The organism is Micromonospora sp. NPDC049051 (assembly GCF_043197575.1).
Classification (GTDB): Bacteria; Actinomycetota; Actinomycetes; order Mycobacteriales; family Micromonosporaceae; genus Micromonospora.
The window spans coordinates 322531-342724 of sequence record NZ_JBICTL010000005.1 but is presented as its reverse complement, the minus strand read 5'-3'; the positions used below and the strand labels follow the sequence as shown (position 1 = coordinate 342724).

Here is a 20194-nt window from a genome sequence, read left to right as displayed (position 1 = left end):
CGGCCCGGCGCCGTCAGCCGGCGAGCAGGGCGGCCATCCGCTGCGCCTGCGCCTCCCAGCGCCACTCCCGCTCCACCCAGGCACGGCCGGCCGCGCCGAACTGACGGGCCAGGTCCCGGTCGGCGAGCAGCGTGGCCACCCGGTCGGCGAGCTGGGCGACGTCGCGGCCACGGACCACGAAGCCCGTCTCGCCCTCCCGGACGGCGTCCGGGGCGCCCCCGGAGTCGCCGGCGACCACCGGCAGGCCGGTCGCGGAGGCCTCCAGGTAGACGATCCCGAGCCCTTCGACGTCCAGGCCACGGTTGCGGGTGCGGCAGGGCATGGCGTAGACGTCACCGGCGGCGTAGTGGGCGGGCAGCTCCGCCGACGGCACCGAGCCGGTGAAGACCACGTCCCGCTCGACGCCCGCCTGGCGGGCCAGCTTCTCCAACGTCGCCCGGTAGGGTCCGCCGCCGACCACCAGGAGCGCGGCGTCGGGCACCCGGCGACGGATCTCGGGCATCGCCCTTATCAGCATGTCCTGCCCCTTGCGCGGCACCAGCCGGGACACGCAGACCACCACCGGGCGGTCCGCCAGCCCCAGCCGGCGCCGGACCGGCTCGCCGTCGACCGACGGGTGGTAGGCGTCCACGTCCACCCCGGGGGCGAGCCGGTGCAGCTCGGTCACCCCGTGCAGCGCCCGTTCCAGCCGCACCCGGGTGTACTCCCCCAGGTAGGTCGTCACGTCGACGCCGCGCCCGATGCGCCGCAGCGCGGCCCGGGCGGCCGGCAGCGCGGCCCAGCCGACCTCGTGCCCGTGGGTCTGCGCCACCGCCCGGCGGATGCCCGTGCGGCGGCGCAGGCCCGCGGCGAGCAGCCCGAGAGGGGCCGCCGCGCCGAACCACACCGTGTCGCAGTCGTACGCGCGCGCCAGCCGGGCGGCCCGGCGGGCGACCCGTGGGGTGGGCAGCAGCACCCGGGTACGGTCGCGGACCACCTCGAACGGCTGGTCGGCGTCGAACTTCTCCGCGTCCCGCCACGTCGAGGCGTAGACGACCACCGACCCGGCGGGCTGGCGCACCGCGAGGTTGTGCACGAAGGACTGGATCCCGCCGGGGCGGGGCGGGAAGTCGTTGGTGATCAGCAGCGTACGGCTCATCGGCCGGTCTCCCTGGCATGGGCGCGGGCGGCGGCCATCCGCTCGACCGTGGACGGGTGGGTGGCGGAGTAGAGGTACTCCCAGCGGGGCGGATCAGGGTCGGCGAGGTTGATGCCGGCGAGCCGCCGCTGCATCGCCTCGAAGGCGGCCGGGTCGCCGGTCAACGCGAGCGCGTGCGCGTCGGCGCGCGCCTCCACCCGCCGCGACATGAGCGCCTGCGCCGGCGCGGAGACCAGCCCCGCCACCGTCACGAGCGCGAGCAGCAGGGGGAACGCGCGCGGCTGGGCGACCGAGTCGACGCCGGCCAGCCGCAGCAGCGGGCCGGCGGAGCCGAGCAGGTAGAGCGCGACCACCGCGGCGGCGGCGCCCAGCGCCCCGGTCAGCGTGCCGACCGCGACGTCCCGGTCCTTGGCGTGCCCCAGCTCGTGCGCCACCACGGCGGTCACCTCGGCCGGCGTCGCCTCGCGCAGCAGCGTGTCGTAGACCACCACCCGCCGCGTCGGCCCGAGCCCCGAGACGTACGCGTTGACCGCCCGGGTGCGCCGCGACGCGTCGGCGACCAGCACGTCGCGTACGGGGACGCCGTCGCGGGCCGCCATCTCCACGAGCTGGGTGCGCAGCGGGCCCTGCTCCATCGGGGTGAACCTGTTGAACACCGGCTCCACGAGCACCGGCAGCACGAAGGAGAGCAGCACCACCAGGGTCGCCGCGCCGGCCGCGCCGAACGCCCACCACCAGCGCGGCGCGAGCCGGATGACGGTGTAGAAGCCGAGCAGCGCCACCGCGCCGATGACCGCGCTGACCGCGTACGACTTGAGCAGGTCGGCCGTCCAGCCGCCCCAGCCGTTGGTGCTCAGCCCGTAGCGGGTGAGTACGGCCTGCCGCCAGGCGGCGAACGGGAGGGTAACCAGGTCGGCGACGAGCACCACGGCGAGCCCGCCGAGGACCGCCTGGGCGACCCAGTGGCCGCCGAACGGGCGACCGGCCAGCTCGACGAGCCGGCTGCCCAGCGGGGTCAGGCCGAGCAGCAGGGCCACCAGCAGGCCGATCGCGATCGCGGCCCAGCCGGCGGGGCGCAACGCGGAACGGAACTCCCGGCCGCGGGCCACCTGCTCGGCGGGGAGGTCGCCCAGCGCGGCGAGCTGGTCGGCCCGGGGCGCCGGCGGCCGGTGCCACGGGATCAGCACCGCGGCGGCCACCACCAGGGCCGCGGTCAGGCCGAGCAGGGTCAGCACCGCCCAGCCGCGCGGACTCACCGGGGCCCTCCCGGCACCGCGGCGCGGCTCGCGCCGTCGCGTCGTACCCGCGTCATGCCGCTCCCTCCGCCGTGACCGCCCATCCTATTGCCCGCCGCGCACCGGCCCGCCCAGGCCGGCACACGCCATCCCGACGCCACCTGTCGCCAGGATGGCGTCACGACGAAGCCGAATGCAGTTGTGATGGCGTCATGATGGTGCCATAGTGGCGTCATGGACCTGACGTCGTATGTCGAGAACCTCCGGCAGGAGTTGGCCGGCGTCGCCGAACTCGGCGGCGAGGAGTCCCGGGCGCTGGCCGAGCGGCTGGCCGGGCCGCTCGAGTCGGCGCTCCGGCTGGCGCTGCTGGACGCGCTGGCCACGGCGGCGGCGGAGATCACCCGCGAGCTGGCACCCGGCTCGGTCGAGCTGCGCCTGCGCGGACGCGAGCCGAGCTTCGTCGTGACGCCACCGCCGGCCGGCCCCGGCTTCCCGGGCGAGCCGGACGGCACCGCGCCGGCCGTCCCGCCCCCGGCCGACGCCGAGGAGGGCGCCACCTCCCGGATCAGTTTCCGCCTCTCCGAGCACCTCAAGGGCCGCATCGAGGACGCCGCCGCCCGCGACGGCCTCTCGGTCAACGCCTGGCTGGTCCGGGCGGCCAGCGCCGCCGTCGCGACCACCGGCACGGCCAACCAACCGCAGCGGCGCGCCCCCCGGGGCGGGGAGCGCTACACCGGCTGGGCCCGCTGACCGGCCCCCGCCGCACCGCCGCCGACCCGTTCCCGCCCGGGGACGCCCACTCGTCAGAAAGGACCACGTCGTGCCCACCTTCGACACCCCCGCCGCGATCTCGGCCACCGTCGACCTGGTCGTCGGTGACGTCCGCGTCACCGCGACCGACCGCACCGACACCGTCGTCGAGATCCGCCCCAGCAACGCCGCCAGCGAAGCCGACGTACGCGCCGCGGAGCAGACCCGCGTCGAGTACGCCGACGGCCGGCTGACGGTCAGAGCACCGCGCCAGCGCGGCTTCGGCCTGTTCGGCAAGCCCGGCTCGGTCGACGTGACGGTCGACCTGCCGACGGGCTCGCACCTGCACGGCGACGCCTCCGTGGCGACGTTCCACAGCGACGGCCGCCTCGGCAGCTGCCGCCTGCGGACCGCCGCCGGCGACATCGAGCTGGACGGTGCCGCCGACGTCGACCTCGACACCTCCGCCGGCGCCGTCCGGGTGGAGCACGTCGCCGGCAAGGCCCGGATCAGCACCGGCACCGGCCGGATCCAGGTGCAGGAGGTCCAGGGCGACGCGGTGGTCAAGAACAGCAACGGCGACAGCTGGTTGGGCACCGTCACCGGCGAGGCCCGCGTGAAGGCGGCCAACGGCGACATCGCCGTCGACCACGCGCACGCCTCCGTCACCGCCACCACCGCCAACGGCGACGTCCGCATCGGCGAGGTCTCGGCGGGCACGGTGACGGTCCAGACCCAGAGCGGGCGGCTCGAGGTCGGTGTGCGCTCCGGCACCGCCGCCCTGCTCGACCTGCACACCCAGTTCGGCCGGGTGGAGAACCACCTCGAGGCGTACGACCCGCCCGGCGAGCCCGAGGGCGCCGTGCGCGTGAGCGCCCGCACCTCCTTCGGCGACATCGTCATCCGCCGCGGCTGACCCGACGCCACCGCGCCCCGCACCGACAGCGACGCCGGCGGGGGTCGACCTCACGGCACACAAGGAGTAGGCATGCCACCCACCGAGGCCCCACCGGCCATCACGACCACCGCCCTGCGCAAGTCCTTCGGCAACCACGTCGTACTCGACGGGATCGACCTCACCGTGGCCGAGGGCACCGTCTTCGCGCTGCTCGGCCCGAACGGCGCCGGCAAGACCACCACGGTGCGGATCCTGTCCACGCTGATCGGCGCCGACTCCGGCGAGGTGCGGGTCGCCGGGCACGATCCCGCCAGGGAGCCCGACGCCGTACGCGCCGCGATCGGCGTGACCGGCCAGTTCTCCGCTGTCGACGGCCTGCTCACCGGCGAGGAGAACATGCTCCTCATGGCCGACCTGCACCACCTGCCCAGGCGGGAGGGGCGCGACCGGGCGCGACAGCTGCTCGGCACGTTCGACCTGCTGGACGCCGCCGGCAAGCCGGCCGCCAGCTACTCCGGCGGCATGCGTCGGCGGCTGGACCTGGCGATGTGCCTCGTCGGGCGGCCCCGCGTGGTGTTCCTCGACGAGCCCACCACCGGGCTGGACCCGCGCAGCCGGCACGCCATGTGGCAGATCGTGCGGGACCTGGTGGCGGACGGCGTGACCATCTTCCTGACCACCCAGTACCTCGAGGAGGCGGACCAGCTCGCCGACCGGATCGCCGTCCTCGACCACGGCCGGCTGGTCGCGCACGGCACCGCGGCCCAACTCAAGCGACTCGTTCCCGGCGGCCACGTCAGCCTGCACTTCGCCGACTCCGCCGCCTACGACCTGGCGCTGCGCACCCTGGCCGGGTCCACCCGCGAGCCCGACGAATTCACCCTGCACGTGCCGAGCGACGGCAGCGTCGCCTCGCTACGCGCCCTGCTCGACCAGCTCGACCAGCAGTCGATCACCGTCGAGTCGCTGTCGGTGCACTCCCCCGACCTCGACGACGTCTTCCTGGCCCTCACCGGTCAGCCCAAGGAAGCGAGGACCTTCCCGCGATGAGCACGCTCTCCTATGCCGTACGCGACTCGAGCACCATGCTGCGGCGCATGGTGCGCTACCCGTCCCTGACGGTGCTGCTCGCCGGCATGCCCGCGCTGTTCCTGCTGCTGTTCGTCTACGTCTTCGGCGGCACGCTCGGCGCCGGCCTCAACGGCGGCACCGGGGGTCGCGGCGAGTACCTCGACTACGTCACCCCGGGGATCCTGCTGATGGCCGCCGGTCTGGCCGCCACCGGCACGGCGGTGTCGGTGACCATGGACATGACCGAGGGCGTGATCGACCGGTTCCGCACCATGGCGATCGCCCGGGTGTCCGTGCTCACCGGCCACGTGCTCGGAAGCATGATCCAGACCATGCTCAGCCTCGCGGTGGTCATGGGGATCGCGCTGCTCATCGGTTTCCGGCCCACGGCGGACCTGACGGGCTGGCTCGGGGCGGTGGGCGTGCTGGCGATGACCGCCTTCGCTCTCACCTGGCTCTCGGTCGCGCTGGGGCTGGTCACCCGGAGCGTGGAGACGGCGAGCAACCTGCCCACGCCGCTGACCTTCCTGCCCTTCGTCGGCAGCGGTTTCGTGCCGACGGACTCGATGCCGGCCGGGCTGCGGCAGTTCGCCGAGCACCAGCCCTTCACCCCGATCATCGAGACCCTGCGCGCCCTGCTCACCGGAGGCCCGGTCGGCACCAACGCGGCGGTCGCGACAGCCTGGTGCGCGGGTGTCGCGCTGGTCGGCTACCTGTGGGCGAAGAGGCTCTACAACCGCGACAGGTCCCGCTGACCCCGTCGTCGGACGGCCCCGGTGACGCCGCGCGGTCGTCAGGCGGCCCGGTGACGCCGCGCGGGGCGCCGGGCCCGCCCGGGCTCGGGCAGCACCTCCACCTCGAAGCCCGCCCGGGCGAACACCTCGATCGCCCGGACCTCGGCGCCGTCGAGCCCGGCCGCCGGCGACCCCGTGTCGAACAGGGCCGTCACCAGGCAGTCGGCACAGCCGTCGCCCCGGAAACCGCACCCGTCGCAGTCGATCAGCATTTCGCCTCCTGATGGGCTGCGGCAGCGGGCGGGACACCTGCGTCGCCGCCCGACCACCGTCGGTCACCACGACGCTAGGCGCGGGGTACGACAAAAAAGGACAACGGGCAGCGGACGGCTCGAAAGCGATCAAGCGCCCCGATCAGGACCGGGCGAGCCGGCGCAGCAGCGAGTCGGCGCCGAGCGGGTACGCGCCGTGCCGGCGTACGCCGTCGGCGACCTCCCGGTCGGAGGAGACCACCACCACCGGGCGGCCCGACGGCTCGGCGCGGACCAGGCGGCGGATCAGCTCGTCGGCGGTCTCGCCCTTGCGGGAGAAGAGCACCCGCACCCCGCGCGGCGTGGGCGGCAGGCCGTGCATCCGTTCCGCGCCGTCGAAGACCACCGTGACCTCGTCGCCGGTCTGCGCGGCGATCCCGCCCAGGCCGGTGATGAGCCGCTTGCGCTGCTGTTCCAGGGACATCTCCCCGAAGCCGCGCTTGGTCACGTTGTAGCCGTCGACGACCAGGTGCGCCCGGGGCAGGGCGAGCAGTTGGTCGAGGCGGGCCGGGTCGTCGGTGTCCCGGGCCCGGGCGGCGGTGCCGGCCGCGGTGGTGCCGGACTGGTCGGCGAAGGCGTCGGCGACGAAGTCGGCGGGCAGCCTGTCGACCGGGTCGAGCGCCAGCTCGCGGCGCAGCCCCACGGCGGCCTGCCCGATGGTCTCCAGCAGCAGCCAGAGCCGGGCGTCGTCGACCGAGCGGGCCTCCTTGGCGCTGGCCCGCGCGACCCCCGCCGCCGCCTCCGCCTCGGCCAGCCGGGCCCGTACGCGGCGCAGCTCGGCGTCGGCGTCCGCCGCCGCCCGGGACGCCCGGCCCCGCTCGGTGGCGAGCAGCTCGGTGGCCTTGCGCTCGCGGGCCTGGGTCTCGCGCAGCGACCGGTTCAACTGCCGGCTCTCCTCGCGCAACTGGCCGAGCTCCTCGCGGACCCGGGCCAGCTCGTCGCGGAGCTTGTCCGCCTCGACCCGGGCCACCGCCCGGTCGTGCTCGGCGCGGGTGGCGCGCTGCTCGGCCTCCCGGACCAGTTCGGCGACGACCGCGCTGTCGGCCTCGGCGCGGACCGCCGCGCCGCTGGCCTCGATCAGCTCCCGCCAACCCCGGGGCCGGGCCAGATAGGCCAGCGCGGCCACCTCGACCGGGTCGGCGGCGGCCGGCGCGGTGCCCTCCAGCACCGCGGCGCCGAGGTCGCCGGTGTCGGCGAGGACCCGGGCGGTGACCCGCTGCCGGAACAACGGATCCGCCGTGAGCTGGGCGGCGATCGCCGGAGCGCCGAGCCGGGCCCGGCGGTTGGGGGCGAACTTGGCGACCCGGCGCAGCGCCACCGGCACCTCGTCGGCGGGCAGCCCGGGCAGCACCGCCGCGGTGAGCGCCACGATGCGCTGCCGGACCGGCTCGGGCAGGACGGGCTCCGGCTCGGGCGGGACAGTCTCGTCGGGGGCGCCCGCACCGGGGTCACGCACAGCGTCGACCGGATCCTCCTGCCGGAGGTGGTCGTCGTGCGGCTCGGTGAGGGGCATGTGGCAAGTCTCCCACCGCGACCGGGCCCACCGCCCGGTGAGTGAGCCGATCTCTCATCCTAGACCGGTGGTGACGCCTGATGCGGATGGGACGCGAGTGTCGGACCGGACCGCTACGGTGCCGCCGATGGCACAGACCGAGTACGTCCAGGAGCCGCTGGCCGGTTTCGACCCGGGCGCGGGCGGGATCGACCCGGCGTTGCCGCTGTACGCGACGACGTTCGTGGTGGTCGACCTGGAGACCACCGGCGGCGCGCCGGACGGCGGCGGGATCACCGAGATCGGCGCCGTCAAGGTGCGCGGCGGCGAGGAGCTGGGCGTGCTGGCCACCCTGGTCAACCCCGGCGTGCCCATCCCGCCGTTCATCACGGTGCTCACCGGCATCACCCAGGCCATGCTGCTGCCGGCCCCACCGATCGAGCAGGTGCTGCCGAGCTTCCTGGAGTTCGTCGCCGACGCCGTGCTGGTCGCCCACAACGCCCCCTACGACGTGGGCTTCCTCAAGGCCGCCTGCGCGAAGCACGGCTACCGCTGGCCCAACCCGCGGGTGCTCGACACCGCCGCGCTGGCCCGCCGGGTGCTCACCCGCGACGAGGTGCCCAACCGCAAGCTGGGCACCCTCGCGGCCTACTTCCGCACCGCCACCCGGCCGACCCACCGGGCGCTCGACGACGCCAAGGCCACCGTCGACGTGCTGCACGGGCTGATCGCCCGCCTGGCCGGGCACCGGGTCGACACCGTCGGCGACGCCATCGAGTTCGCCCGGGCGGTCACCCCGACCCAGCGCCGCAAGCGGCACCTGGCCGAGGGGCTGCCCAAGGCGCCGGGGGTCTACATCTTCCGGGCCGCCGACGACCGACCGCTCTACGTCGGCACCTCCGGCGACATCGCCACCCGGGTGCGCAGCTACTTCACGGCGGCGGAGAAGCGGGCCCGGATCTCCGAGATGCTCGCCGCGGCGGAGCGGGTGGAGGCGGTCCAGTGCGCCCACTCGCTGGAGGCGGAGGTGCGCGAGCTGCGGCTGATCGCGGCGCACGCCCCGCCGTACAACCGGCGCTCGAAGTTTCCGGAGCGGATGCTCTGGCTGAAGCTGACCGACGGGCCGTACCCGCGGCTGTCGGTGGTGCGGGGCATCTCCCCCGGCGACGCCGCCTACCTCGGGCCGTTCAGCTCCCGCCGGGCGGCGGAGCTGGCCGCCGCCGGCTTCCACGACGCCGTGCCGCTGCGCCAGTGCACCCACCGGCTCTCGCTGCGCACGGTCACGCCGGCCTGCGCGCTGGCCGAGCTGGGTCGCTGCCCGGCGCCCTGCGAGCACCGGATCTCCCCCGAGGAGTACGACGCCCGCGCGGTCGCGCCGTTCCGTACCGCCACCGCCAGCGACCCCCGAGTGGTGGTCGACGCCCTGCTCGCCCGAATCGACGCGCTCTCGAAGGCCCAGCGCTACGAGGAGGCGGCGGTGGCCCGGTCCCGGCTGGCGGCGGTGCTGCGGGCGACCGTACGGATGCAGCGGCTGACGGCGCTGACCGGCATCGCCGAGCTGGCGGCGGCCCGCCCGGCGGCCCGCGGCGGCTGGGAGCTGGCGCTCGTGCGGCACGGCCGGCTGGCCGGGGCCGGTGTCTCGCCCCCCGGTGTCCACCCCCGACCGACGATCGCCGCGATCCGGGCGACCGCCGAGACCGTCCTACCCGGTCACGGCCCGGTCCCGCGCGCCTCCGCCGAGGAGACCGAACGCATCCTGTCCTGGTTGGAACGTCCGGAGACCCGGTTGGTGGAGATGTCCTCCGGCTGGGCGTCCCCGGTTGCCGGCGCGGCCCGCTTCCGTGACCTGCTGGCCAAGGCCGAGAACGCCGCTTCCCACCAAAGCTCGACCGAACGCCCATGACCAAGTGACCGATCGGACTACCTCGACTCCCTTAGTCTGTTAGAGAAGTGCAGTCCTGCCCGTTTCGTGGGCCTGCTCCCCGCTTGCCGGGTGTCGGCGGCGTGGGGCCGGGGTGAGGAGGTGTCCCACGTGGACGTCGACGCCGGACGCGGCGCCGCCCTGGGGGGCGCCCTCCCGACCCAACCGGGCGAGCTGCCGCTGGCCCGCCGGCTGCGCTCGCTGCTGAGCTGGCCCACCGCCGACACCGATCCGGTCGGGCAGCTCGTCCGGACCCACCGGACGATCCACCCCGGCACCGAGCCCTCCGTGCTGCGCCGGGCCTACACCATCGCGGAGAACATGCACCGCGGGCAGTTCCGCAAGAGCGGCGAGCCCTACATCACCCATCCGCTGGCGGTGGCCCAGATCTGCGCCGAGATCGGCATGGACGCCACCACCCTGGTCGCCGCGCTGCTGCACGACACCGTGGAGGACACCCGCTACACCCTCCAGGCGCTCGCCGAGGACTTCGGGCGGGAGGTGGCGCACCTGGTCGACGGGGTGACCAAGTTCGACAAGGCGTTCTACGGCAAGGCCGCCGAGGCCGAGACGATCCGCAAGATGATCATCGCGGCCGGCAAGGACGTCCGGGTCCTGATCATCAAGTTGGCCGACCGGCTGCACAACATGCGTACCCTGGGCGTCCGGTCCGCCGCGTCGCGGGAGCGGATCGCCCGCAAGACGCAGGAGGTCCTGGTCCCGCTCTGCGACCGGCTCGGCATCCAGATGCTCAAGCGCGAGCTCGACGACGTGGTGCTGCTGCACCTGGAGCCCGACGAGCACGCCCGGATCGCCCGGCACGTGCACGACCGGCCGGGCTGGGACGCGTACCTCGACGAGGTGGTCACCCGGGCCAGGTCGGCCCTGCGCCGCAGCCGGGTCGACGCGGTGGTGACCCCCCGCTCCCGGCACCTCTACTCGATCTGGAAGGACACGGTGGCCGGTGGCCACAGCGTCCCCTTCGACCTGCCCCGCATCGCGATCGTGGTGGACGGCCCGCCCACCGACTGCTACGCGGCGCTCGGCGCGATCCACGGCACGTGGCGGCCGGTCCCCGGCCGGTTCAAGGACTTCATCGCCTCCCCCAAGAACAACCTCTACCGCTCGCTGCACACCAGCGTCTGCGGGCCCAAGGACCGCACCGTGGAGGTGCTGATCCGCACCGAGGAGATGCACCGCTCGGCGGAGTACGGCGTCGCCGCCGACTTCCGCTTCCCGCGTTCCGGCGCCGGCACGGCAGCGGCCCGCGCCGAGCAGCTCGACTGGCTGCGCCGGGTGCTCGACTGGGAGCAGGAGACGGCCGATCCGGCCCAGTTCCTCGAATCGCTGCGGTGCGACCTCGCCGAGGCGCAGATCCAGGTCTTCGCCGACGGGCGGCAGGTCGTGCTGCCCGCCGGGGCGACCCCGGTCGACCTCGCGTACGAACTGGGCACCGAGCGGGGCGACCACTGTCTCGCGGTGCGGATCAACGGCCGGCTGGCCCCGCTCTCCTCCGAACTGGACGAGGGCGACGTGGTGGAGATCTTCACCGAGACCGACGCGGCGAACGGCTTCGACGCCGCCGTCGCCCCGCGCGGCCCCCGGCGGGAGTGGCTCGGCTTCGTCAAGTCACCGCAGGCGCAGATGCAGATCAGCCGGTGGTTCGCCGACCACACCGAGCCCGGCATCTCCATCACCGACAAGGTCCGGCTCGGCCGCGCCACCATCGGGCTGGCCCTGCGCAAGCACAACCGGGGCCTCGCCAGCGACCTGCCGCTGCTGCGGCTGTCGGAGGAGTTGGGCTATCCCGACCTGGAGACCCTGCTGGTCGCGGTGTTCGACCGGGTGATCGAACCGGACGCCGTCGTACGCCAGCTCATCGACCTGGTGGACCACCGGCAGTGACGGCTACGGCCCAGGTGCTCCGAACGTTCCTCGCGGCCACTAGCCTGGACGGATGATCTCCCGCTCCCGCGCCACCGGTCGGGCCGTCGCCTACCAGGTCTTCTACCGGCTGCCGTTGCCGGTACGCCGCCGCCTGGTCCGGCTGGCCGTGCCGAAGTACATCGTCGGCGCGGTCACCCTCGTCCGGGACAGCGAGGCCGAGGGGGCGGGTCGGCTGCTGCTGCTGCGCCAGCCACCCGGCAGGGGCTGGGGGCTGCCCGCCGGCCTGTTGCAGAAGGGCGAGGCACCGGTGGTGGGCGCCGCCCGCGAGCTGTACGAGGAGTCGGGCGTCCGGCTCTCGCCCCGGCAGCTGAGCCCCGCCGTGCCGAACGCCGTGGTGCACGCCAAGGGCTGGGTCGACGTCGTGTTCACCGCCGAGGTGCCGGCGTCGAGCACCGAGCTGAAGGTCGACGGCGCGGAGGTCTTCGAGGCCGCCTGGCACCCGCTGGACGACCTGCCCAAGCTGACCTGGCCGACGGCCCGGCTGCTCGCCTACTACGACATCGGGCCGTTGGCCGGGCAGTTCCCGCCACCGGTGCCCGACACGAAGCCGTGACCGCCGGCCCGGCCGATCGGGACCTGCCCGTCGCGGCCCGGGCGGTCTGCGCGGTCGTGCTCGCCGCCGGGGAGGGCACCCGGCTGCGGCCGTTGACCGAGCGGCTGCCCAAGGCGCTCTGCCCGGTGGGCAACGCGCCGCTGCTCGACCGGGCGCTCGACCGGCTGGCCGGGCTCGGCCTGGTCGGGCCCGCCCGGGTCGCCGTCAACGCCTGCTACCTCGGCCAGCAGGTCGTCGACCACGTCGGGGGCCGCGGCCACCTCTCCGTGGAGCCGGGCGACCCTCTCGGCACCGCGGGCGGGGTGGCGAACCTACGGGAGTGGATCGCCGGGCGCGGGGTGCTGGTCGGCAACGCCGACGCCTACCTCGCCGACCCGGCGCGCCCCCCGGGCCCCGACATCGCCGCGCTGCTGGACGGCTGGGACGGCGACTCCGTACGCCTGCTCGGCCAGCCCGCCGCCGACCCGACGGCGCCGGGCACCTTCGACGGGCACGTGTTCACCGGTTTCTCCCTGCTGCCGTGGCGGCTGGTGCGGGAGTTGCCGGTCGAGTTCGGCGACCTCGTCCGGGCCGTCTGGCGGCCGGCGGAGGCAGCCGGCGCGCTGACCGTCGTGCCGTACGCCGGCACCTTCCTCGACACCGGCACCCCGGCCGACTACCTGGCGGCCAACCTGCACGCGGCCGGCGGTGGCAACCTGGTGGACCCGACGGCCACGGTGACGGGCCGCTGCCGCTCGGCGGTGATCGGCGCGGGCGCGGTCGTCCACGGCGACGTGGAGCGCGTGGTCGTCTGGCCCGGTGCCACCGTGGGCCCCGGCGAGCGCCTGCGCGACGCGGTCCGCGCCGGTACCGACCTCACCGTCCCCGGCACACCGCCGTCCCGGCGGCGGGGGAACATCTAGCATGGGCGACGACGCCGACGAACGGAGAAGTGCCCCGTGATCACCGCGATCGTGCTGATCGACTGCGCCACCGACTCGATCCCCGAGGTGGCCGAGAACCTGGCCAACCTGCCCGGCGTCAGCGAGGTCTACTCGGTGGCGGGCCACGTCGACCTGATCGCGATGGTCCGGGTCCGGGAGTTCGAGCAGATCGCCCAGGTGATCGCCGGCAGCATCTCGAAGGTGCCGGGGGTGCTGAACACCGAGTCGCACATCGCCTTCCGGGCGTACTCCCAGCACGATCTGGAGGAGGCGTTCGCGATCGGCCTCGCGAACGCCGACTGACGCGGACCCCCGCCCGAGGCCGCCGGCCCGGATGTGCGACGGCCGGCCCACCGATGGGTGGACCGGCCGTCGTCGTACGCGGACGTCAGCTCTGCTGGGGAACCGGCGTCTCGAAGGTGCCGCCCGGAGCCGGCGACTCGGTGGTGCCGCCCGGAGCCGGGGTCTCGGTGCTGGTGCCGCCCGGAGCCGGCGTCGTGCCACCCGGGCTCGGGGTGCCGCTGGCGCTGGTCTGCGGCACCGGGATGCCCAACTGCTCGGCCAACTGCACCAGCGCGTCGTAGTGCGCCTGGAGCGTCGGCAGGGCAGTCTGGGCCAGCTGGACCACCGACTGTTCGGAGCCCTGCGAGATCTCCGTCTGGGTGGCCTGGATGGCCTGGACGTGGCCGGCCAGCTCGCTGGTCACCCAGAGCCGGTCGAACTCCTCGCCGCTGGCGTTGTTGAGCTGGTCGATGACGGACTGCTGGTCCGCGGTGGGCTCACTCGGCAACTCCACACCGAGCTGGGACGCGGTCTGCTGCACCGTCTGGTCGAGCTCAGTGTGGTCCGTCTTGAGCCGGGCCCCCAGGTCCTTGACCCCCTGGTTCTGGCCCTTCTGCTCGGCCAGGCCACCGGCGGTGATCTCGAACAGGTTGACCTGATGGATGGCCTGCAGGTACTGGGTGTCCTGCTGTGACGGCTGCACCGCGGCCTGCGCCGCGGCAGCCGGCGCGACCCCCACCAGCACCAGCGCGGCCAGTAGGCCGAGGCGTTTGATACCCAACATGCTTCCTCCCCCTTGAGACGTTGGACCGCACGCATACCCGGCTGACCGGGGTTATTCCTGCGATCCCCCGACGAGGGCGGCGACCGGCCGACACGCCCGTGTCGACGCGTCGGCGGGCGGAAACGGACGTGGCGCCCGCCGGAGGACTCCGGTGGGCGCCACGTCGGGGGTGTCGCGGGTCAGCGGCGGCTCTCGCCGCTGCCGATCTCCTCCCGCTCCGGTCGGGGCTCGACCGGCGGGTGCCCCGGCGAGACCGGCGCCTCGGCCGGCTTCTCGATCGGGTAGAAGAAGCCCCGGATGGCCGGGCCGAGGGCACCGAGCCGGTTCATCTTCTTCGGCACGACCCAGCCGGCGTACTCCAGACCGTGGCCGTGGCCGTCGCCCGGGGCGAGCGGCTGGTGCACCTCTTCGAAGCGGCCGTCCGGCAGGCGCCGGATGATGCCGGTCTCGACACCGTGGGCGAGCACCTCACGGTCGTGCTGCTGCAGGCCCAGGCAGATCCGGTAGGTGACGTAGTACGCCAACGGCGGCAGGATCAGCAGACCGATCCGGCCCGCCCAGGTCATCGCGTTCAGGCTGATCTGGAACTTGTCGGCGATGACGTCGTTGGCACCGGAGAGGGTCAGCACGATGAAGAACGCCAGCGCCATGGCGCCCAGGCCGGTACGGGCCGGCACATCCCGGGGCCGCTGGAGCAGGTTGTGGCTCCGGGTGTCCTTGAGGCGCCGGGCCTCGAGGAACGGATAGAGCGTCGACAGGCCGACCAGGATGCCCGGCAGCACGACCGTCGGCCAGAACAGCGGCGGGATCACGTACCCGTCGCCGATCGGGATGTTGATCTCCCAGGCGGGCATCAGACGGGTCGAGCCGTCGAGGAACATGACGTACCAGTCGGGCTGGCTGGCGGCCGAGACCACCCACGCCTCGTACGGGCCGAACAGCCAGATCGGGTTGATCTGGAACAGGCCGCCCAGCAGCGCGATCACGCCGAAGACGACCATGAAGAAGCCGCCCTGCTTGATGGCGTAGCGGGGGAACATCCGCTCGCCGACCACGTTGCCGTTGGTCCGGCCGGGGCCGGGCCACTGGGTGTGCTTCTGCTTGAAGACCAGGCCCAGGTGGGCGCCGATCAGCGCGAGCAGCAGGCCCGGGACGAGCAGCACGTGGGCGATGTAGAACCGGCTGATGATGATCGTGCCCGGGAACTCCCCGCCGAACACCGACGAGGTGACCCAGGAGCCGATCACCGGGATGGAGAGCATGATCGCCGAGGCGATCCGCAGACCGGTGCCGGAGAGGCCGTCGTCCGGCAGCGAGTAGCCGGTGAAGCCGGCGAGGAAGCCGACCCAGAACAGCAGCGAGCCGATGATCCAGTTGGTCTCACGCGGCTTGCGGAACGCGCCGGTGAAGAAGACCCGGAGCATGTGCACCACGATGGCCGCCATGAACAGCAGCGCCGACCAGTGGTGCATCTGCCGCATGATCAGGCCACCGCGGACGTCGAACGAGATGTCCAGGCTGGAGGCGTACGCGGCCGACATCGGCGTGCCCCGCAGCGGGGCGTAGCTGCCGTTGTAGACCACCTCGGTCATCGCCGGCTCGAAGAAGAAGGTCAGGAAGACCCCGGTCAGCAGCAGGACGATGAACGAGAACAGCGCGATCTCGCCGAGCAGGAAGGACCAGTGGTCCGGGAAGACCTTGTTCAGCAGCCGGCGCAGCGGGGTGGCCACCTGGAAGCGGTCGTCCACTCCCCGGGCGGCGTTGCCCGGCACAGCTGCCATGTCGAACTTGCGCCGCTTCACGGCCGCTCCCAGAAGTCGGGCCCGACGGTCTCGGTGTAGTCGGACTTGGCCACGAAGTAGCCCTCGGCGTCCACCTCGATCGGCAACTGCGGCAGCCGTCGGCTGGCCGGGCCGAAGATGGGCCGGGCGTTGTCGGTGATCAGGAACTGCGACTGGTGGCACGGGCAGAGCAGGCGGTTGGTCTGCTGCTCGTACAGGCTCGCCGGGCAACCGGCGTGCGTGCAGATCTTGGAGAACGCGGCGTAGTTGCCCCACATGTAGCCGCCGTGCTGCTCCCGCTCGTTGGCCTGACGCGACTTCTCCGCGTCGAAGTCGCGCAGGTGGATCAGCAGGGTCGGCGAGTCCGCGTGCAGGTTGCTCACGCCGTGCGGGATGCCGGGGAAGACCGTGATCTGGCCGCCCGCGCTGACGTCCGCCGGACGCACCGGACGGCCGTCCTCGCGGACCAGGCGGACCTTCTGGCCGTTCTCGGCCGGGGCGAACCCGGTCGTGAACATCTGGTTGTTCTTGTGCGGCTGGGAGATCAGGCCGCCGACCAGGGGCGCCGCGGCGACCGCGCCGACCGGCGCGAGACCGGCCAGCAGCGAGATGCCGAGCAGCGGCCGGCGCTTCACGCCCAGCTCGTCGGCCATGTAGAGCATGGTCTGGCCGGTGATGATCCGGTCGTCGGAGGCCACGGCACCCTCGTGCCGGTCCTGGATCGAGACCTCCTTCGGCAGCAGCTTCTTGCCCCAGGTCAGGATGCCGAAGCCGATGCCGAGCAGGGCCACGCCCAGGGTGACGCCGAGCAGCGGGGTGTACCACTTGTCGCCGCCGCTGCCCGGGGTGTACTCCCACGGCCACCAGATGTAGATGACCAGGAAGGCGGTCGCCGCCAGGCCGGTCAGCAGGAAGAACGAGGCGACCGTACGGGTCAGCCGGCGCTCGGCCTTGCTGCCCGGCGCGACCTGCGGCTCGTAGTGGACGATCTCGATGTCGTCCCGGCGCGCGCCCTCCCGGACGATGTCGAACTGGCTGAGCCCGGGGGTGTTCACGTCGAGCGGCTCCCGGCCCTGCTGAGCCTGGTGCTCGGTGTGCGTGGTCATGCCGTCACCTCGCTACGCGCGATGCCGGCCTGCGGCACCACGGCACTGAATCGGATGAGCCGCCCGGTCACGACTTGCCCGCAATCCACAGGCTCGCGAAGACGAGCGCGACGATGCCCACCAGGAAGATGACCACGCCCTCGGTGGACGGCCCGTACCGACCGAGGTTGAAGCCGCCCGGGTCACGGTCGTGCTTCAGGGTCTCCTGGATGTAGGCGATGAGGTCCGCCTTCTGGTCCGGAGTGATCTGGTTGTCACCGAAGACCGGCATGTTCTGCGGGCCGCTCAGCATGGCGGCGTAGATCTGCCGGTCGGTGGCCGGGCGCAGGCTCGGCGCGTACTTGCCGGAGGACAGGGCGCCACCGCCACCGCCGAAGGCGTGGCACTGCGCGCAGTTGATCCGGAACAGCTCGCCACCGGCCGCGACGTTGCCGTCGGCGTGCAGGTTGTCGCCGTCGGGCACGACCGGTCCGCCACCGAGCTCCTGGATGTACTGGGCGAGCTGGCGGACCTCCTCGTCGGTGAAGAGCTCCGGCTTGCGCTGGGCCTGGGCTTCCTGCCGGGCCATGGGCATGCGGCCGGAGCTGACCTGGAACTCCACCGAGGCACCGCCGACGCCGATCAGGCTCGGCCCGCGCCCCTCGACGCCCTGGGCGTTGCGACCGTGACAGGTCACACAGCTCACGTCGAACAGCGCCTTGCCCTCGGCGGCGGCACCGGTGAGCGGGGTGTCCTGCGCCTGCGCGCCGGGGGCGAAGACGGTGTAGGCGCCGCCGGCCAGCATCAGCGCGGCGAGCAGCCGGACCGCGGCGCCCAGCCGGCGGCGGCCCCTGCTGCGCGCCGCGGGCCGCTCGCGCAGCCGCGCGAGCAGACCGCGTCGGCGGTCGTTGTCAGAAGTCATGACCTGTGTCCTTAACCGGTTGGACCTTGTGTCAGGGGACGGAGCAGCGGCGCGGTTCGTGACGCGCCAAGATCACTGAAGCCAGTAGATCATCGCGTAGAGCCCGATCCACACGACGTCGACGAAGTGCCAGTAGTAGGACACGACGATCGCCGACGTCGCCTGGGCCGGCGTGAACCGGCCCATGGTGGTGCGGATCATGAAGATGACGAAGGCGACGAGACCGCCGGCGACGTGCAGGCCGTGGAAGCCGGTGGTCAGGTAGAACATCGACCCGTAACCGTCTTCGTTGATCTTGATGCCCGCGTGCACCAGCTCGCGGTACTCGTTGAGCTGGCCGAGCACGAAGATCAGGCCCATCACGAAGGTGATCGTGAACCAGCGCCGGAGCGCGTGCACGTCACCCCTCTCGGCGGCGAACACACCGATCTGACAGGTCACCGACGACGCCACCAGGATCAGCGTGAAGGTGGTCGCGTACGGGATGTTCAGGTGCTCGGTGTGCTTCGCCCACTGCTCCGGCGCCGCCGCGCGGATGGAGAAGTACATCGCGAACAGCGCCGCGAAGAACATGAGTTCGCTGGAGAGCCACACGATCGTCCCGACGCTGACCATGTTGGGTCGTGTCAGGGAGTGGATCCGGCTCTTGTCAATGGCTGGGGCCGCAGTCACGCGGTCATTATTGCCCTTGACCGGGGCAGGCGATCAGCGGGGGGCCAAACCCGTGGCATCCACAGCCCGATCGGGGCAGTCCGGTTCGCCTGACCTAGGCTGAAAAGCGTGCTGCACGCCGATCCGATCTCCGCCGCAGCCGCCCTCGCCGCGCCGGCGGCGACCGCGGCCACCCCACCGCCGTTCACCGTGACGTCGGTGTTCACCGAGACGAAGCTGGACAGCTGGCTCGCCGTCGGGCTGGTACTGGCCGCCGGCGTCTACCTCTACGGGGTGCACCGGCTGCGGGTCCGGGGCGACCGGTGGCCCGTCGCCAGGACGGTCTTCTTCCTCGGCCCCGGCCTCGGCGGCATCGCGGCGGTCACCGTCAGCGGCCTGCACGCGTACGACACGGCGCTGCTGTCGGTGCACATGGTCCAGCACATGGTGCTCTCCATGATCTCGCCGATCTTCCTCGCGCTGGGCGCGCCGGTGACGCTGGCCCTGCGCACCCTGCCGCCGCGACCGCGCAAGCGGCTGCTGGCGGTCGTGCACAGCCGCGTCGCGCGGATCTACAGCTTCCCGCTGGTGGCGTTCGCCATCTTCGTGGTGAACCCGTTCGCGCTCTACTTCACCGACCTGTACCGCTACACGCTGGAGCACGCGTGGGCGCACGAGGTCGTGCACGCGCACTTCATCATGACCGGCTGCGTGTTCTTCTGGCCGCTGCTCGGGCTCGACCCGCTGCCGGGCCGCTGGCCGTACCCGGCCCGGGCGCTGCTGATGCTGCTCTCCGTGCCGTTCCACACCGTGCTCGGCCTCACCATCATGCAGAGCAGCACGCTGTTCGGCGGCGACTGGTACCCGTCGCTCGGGCTGACCTGGTCGGACCCGTGGCAGGACCAGGTGGTCGCCGGCGGCATCCTCTGGGCCGGCGGCGAGTTCGTCAGCGTGACCATGCTGGCCGTGCTGGTCGTGCAGTGGATGCGCCACGCCGAGCGGGAGGCCCGCCGGGTCGACCGCGACCTGGACCGCCAGGAGGCCCGTCAGCGCGCCGCGGAGGCCAGCGCCTGAGCCGCCCCGGCGGGGTACGCCCCGACGCCGTACCGGCCGGACGTCGCCCATCTCACCCCGACCGGTACGATCAGCGGGCAGCCACGAGGTGGGAGCCACTCCACCGACGAGCGCACGCAGCGAACGAATCATCAGGCTCAGTGTGTTGGTGCCGCACGACGGCACGGAGCGAAGCGGAGTGTCGGCATGAGCGATCGTCTTTGCACCGTCCTGCTCTACAGCGACGACCCGGCGGTCCGTGACCGGATGCGCCTCGCCGTCGGGCCGCGCCCCGCGCCCGGTCTGCGGATCGAGTTCGTCGAGGCGTCGACCTACGCCGAGTGCGTCCGGCTCGTCGACGACTACGAGATCGACCTGCTGGTGCTCGACGGCGAGGCGAGCCCGGGCGGCGGCATCGGCATCGCCCGGCAGATCAAGGACGACCGGGACGACGCTCCCCCGACCTGCGTGGTGATCGCCCGCGCCGCCGACCGGTGGCTCGCGGCCTACGCCGAGGTCGACGCCACCCTGGTGCACCCGCTCGACCCCGTGACCACCGGCACGACGGTGGCCGAGCTGCTGCGGGCGCACGCACCCGCCTGACGTCCCCGCGCCGGCTGCCAGGGCGCCCGGCCGTACCGGTGCCGGTTCCATCCCACCCGC

The 20194-nt window shown here is 73.3% G+C and carries 20 protein-coding genes; 11 read left to right on the top strand and 9 right to left on the bottom strand.

The features are described from left to right. Positions 1-13: 13 nt before the first annotated feature. Positions 14-1138 carry a glycosyltransferase family 4 protein gene (locus ACGFIR_RS22755; RefSeq protein WP_393146975.1) on the bottom strand — a complete coding sequence of 375 codons (1125 nt, stop codon included), beginning with the start codon at positions 1136-1138 and terminating at the stop codon, positions 14-16. Next, the gene (locus ACGFIR_RS22750) at positions 1135-2394 is read right to left on the bottom strand and encodes a M48 family metallopeptidase (protein WP_393146973.1); all 1260 of its coding nucleotides are present in this window, start codon (positions 2392-2394) and stop codon (positions 1135-1137) included. Before ACGFIR_RS22750 ends, ACGFIR_RS22755 begins: the two co-directional genes overlap by 4 nt. A 213-nt stretch (positions 2395-2607) precedes the next feature. On the opposite strand from ACGFIR_RS22750, the gene ACGFIR_RS22745 reads away from it, so the two are divergent. From ACGFIR_RS22745 to ACGFIR_RS22730, 4 genes are all read left to right on the top strand, one after another. After that, the gene (locus ACGFIR_RS22745; protein ID WP_393002078.1) at positions 2608-3123 is read left to right on the top strand and encodes a hypothetical protein; all 516 of its coding nucleotides are present in this window, start codon (positions 2608-2610) and stop codon (positions 3121-3123) included. Positions 3124-3193: 70 nt separating this feature from the next. Continuing rightward, the gene (locus ACGFIR_RS22740) at positions 3194-4039 is read left to right on the top strand and encodes a DUF4097 domain-containing protein (protein WP_393146971.1); all 846 of its coding nucleotides are present in this window, start codon (positions 3194-3196) and stop codon (positions 4037-4039) included. A gap of 72 nt (positions 4040-4111) precedes the next feature. Further along, a complete protein-coding gene (locus tag ACGFIR_RS22735; protein ID WP_393146969.1) occupies positions 4112-5071 on the top strand; it encodes an ATP-binding cassette domain-containing protein in 960 nt (319 codons plus the stop codon). Continuing rightward, positions 5068-5847: an ABC transporter permease gene (locus tag ACGFIR_RS22730; RefSeq protein WP_393146967.1), complete on the top strand. Its 780-nt coding sequence runs from the start codon at positions 5068-5070 to the stop codon at positions 5845-5847. Before ACGFIR_RS22735 ends, ACGFIR_RS22730 begins: the two co-directional genes overlap by 4 nt. Positions 5848-5885: 38 nt before the next feature. Here the strand turns inward: ACGFIR_RS22730 and ACGFIR_RS22725 are convergent, their stop codons facing one another. Both ACGFIR_RS22725 and ACGFIR_RS22720 read right to left on the bottom strand, forming a co-directional pair. Continuing rightward, on the bottom strand, positions 5886-6098 hold the full coding sequence (locus tag ACGFIR_RS22725; protein WP_393146965.1) for a hypothetical protein: 213 nt from the start codon (positions 6096-6098) through the stop codon (positions 5886-5888). A gap of 142 nt (positions 6099-6240) precedes the next feature. Beyond that, entirely contained in the window at positions 6241-7650 is a 1410-nt protein-coding gene (locus ACGFIR_RS22720; protein ID WP_393002069.1) for an NYN domain-containing protein, read from the bottom strand. A 127-nt stretch (positions 7651-7777) separates the two neighbouring features. On the opposite strand from ACGFIR_RS22720, the gene ACGFIR_RS22715 reads away from it, so the two are divergent. From ACGFIR_RS22715 to ACGFIR_RS22695, 5 genes are all read left to right on the top strand, one after another. After that, positions 7778-9532 (top strand): DEDD exonuclease domain-containing protein, encoded by a 1755-nt coding sequence (locus ACGFIR_RS22715; RefSeq protein ID WP_393146963.1) that lies wholly within the window; start codon positions 7778-7780, stop codon positions 9530-9532. Between the two features lie 129 nt (positions 9533-9661). Beyond that, on the top strand, positions 9662-11455 hold the full coding sequence (locus ACGFIR_RS22710; RefSeq protein ID WP_393002899.1) for a RelA/SpoT family protein: 1794 nt from the start codon (positions 9662-9664) through the stop codon (positions 11453-11455). 52 nt (positions 11456-11507) lie between these two features. Continuing rightward, complete coding sequence (locus ACGFIR_RS22705; RefSeq protein ID WP_393002065.1) at positions 11508-12050, top strand: NUDIX domain-containing protein; 543 nt, start codon at positions 11508-11510, stop codon at positions 12048-12050. Then, positions 12047-12952 (top strand): NDP-sugar synthase, encoded by a 906-nt coding sequence (locus tag ACGFIR_RS22700; RefSeq protein ID WP_393146961.1) that lies wholly within the window; start codon positions 12047-12049, stop codon positions 12950-12952. Before ACGFIR_RS22705 ends, ACGFIR_RS22700 begins: the two co-directional genes overlap by 4 nt. Positions 12953-12988: 36 nt before the next feature. Next, positions 12989-13276 carry an Lrp/AsnC family transcriptional regulator gene (locus ACGFIR_RS22695; protein WP_088999172.1) on the top strand — a complete coding sequence of 96 codons (288 nt, stop codon included), beginning with the start codon at positions 12989-12991 and terminating at the stop codon, positions 13274-13276. 85 nt (positions 13277-13361) lie between these two features. Here the strand turns inward: ACGFIR_RS22695 and ACGFIR_RS22690 are convergent, their stop codons facing one another. The 5 genes from ACGFIR_RS22690 to ACGFIR_RS22670 all read right to left on the bottom strand — a co-directional run bounded on the left by ACGFIR_RS22690 (position 13362) and on the right by ACGFIR_RS22670 (position 18499). Beyond that, complete coding sequence (locus ACGFIR_RS22690; protein WP_393002061.1) at positions 13362-14039, bottom strand: DUF4142 domain-containing protein; 678 nt, start codon at positions 14037-14039, stop codon at positions 13362-13364. A gap of 179 nt (positions 14040-14218) precedes the next feature. Continuing rightward, on the bottom strand, positions 14219-15841 hold the full coding sequence (locus tag ACGFIR_RS22685; RefSeq protein ID WP_393002059.1) for a cytochrome bc complex cytochrome b subunit: 1623 nt from the start codon (positions 15839-15841) through the stop codon (positions 14219-14221). Next, a complete protein-coding gene (locus ACGFIR_RS22680) occupies positions 15838-16926 on the bottom strand; it encodes a ubiquinol-cytochrome c reductase iron-sulfur subunit (RefSeq protein WP_393146959.1) in 1089 nt (362 codons plus the stop codon). The genes ACGFIR_RS22685 and ACGFIR_RS22680 overlap by 4 nt, the downstream gene beginning before the upstream one ends. Before the next feature lie 67 nt (positions 16927-16993). Continuing rightward, positions 16994-17827 (bottom strand): cytochrome c, encoded by an 834-nt coding sequence (locus tag ACGFIR_RS22675; protein WP_393002055.1) that lies wholly within the window; start codon positions 17825-17827, stop codon positions 16994-16996. A gap of 72 nt (positions 17828-17899) precedes the next feature. Beyond that, entirely contained in the window at positions 17900-18499 is a 600-nt protein-coding gene (locus tag ACGFIR_RS22670; RefSeq protein ID WP_393002053.1) for a heme-copper oxidase subunit III, read from the bottom strand. A gap of 108 nt (positions 18500-18607) precedes the next feature. On the opposite strand from ACGFIR_RS22670, the gene ACGFIR_RS22665 reads away from it, so the two are divergent. After that, positions 18608-19552 carry a cytochrome c oxidase assembly protein gene (locus ACGFIR_RS22665; RefSeq protein WP_393002051.1) on the top strand — a complete coding sequence of 315 codons (945 nt, stop codon included), beginning with the start codon at positions 18608-18610 and terminating at the stop codon, positions 19550-19552. Positions 19553-19738: 186 nt separating this feature from the next. Beyond that, positions 19739-20134 (top strand): hypothetical protein, encoded by a 396-nt coding sequence (locus ACGFIR_RS22660; RefSeq protein ID WP_393002049.1) that lies wholly within the window; start codon positions 19739-19741, stop codon positions 20132-20134. Positions 20135-20194 lie beyond the last annotated feature (60 nt).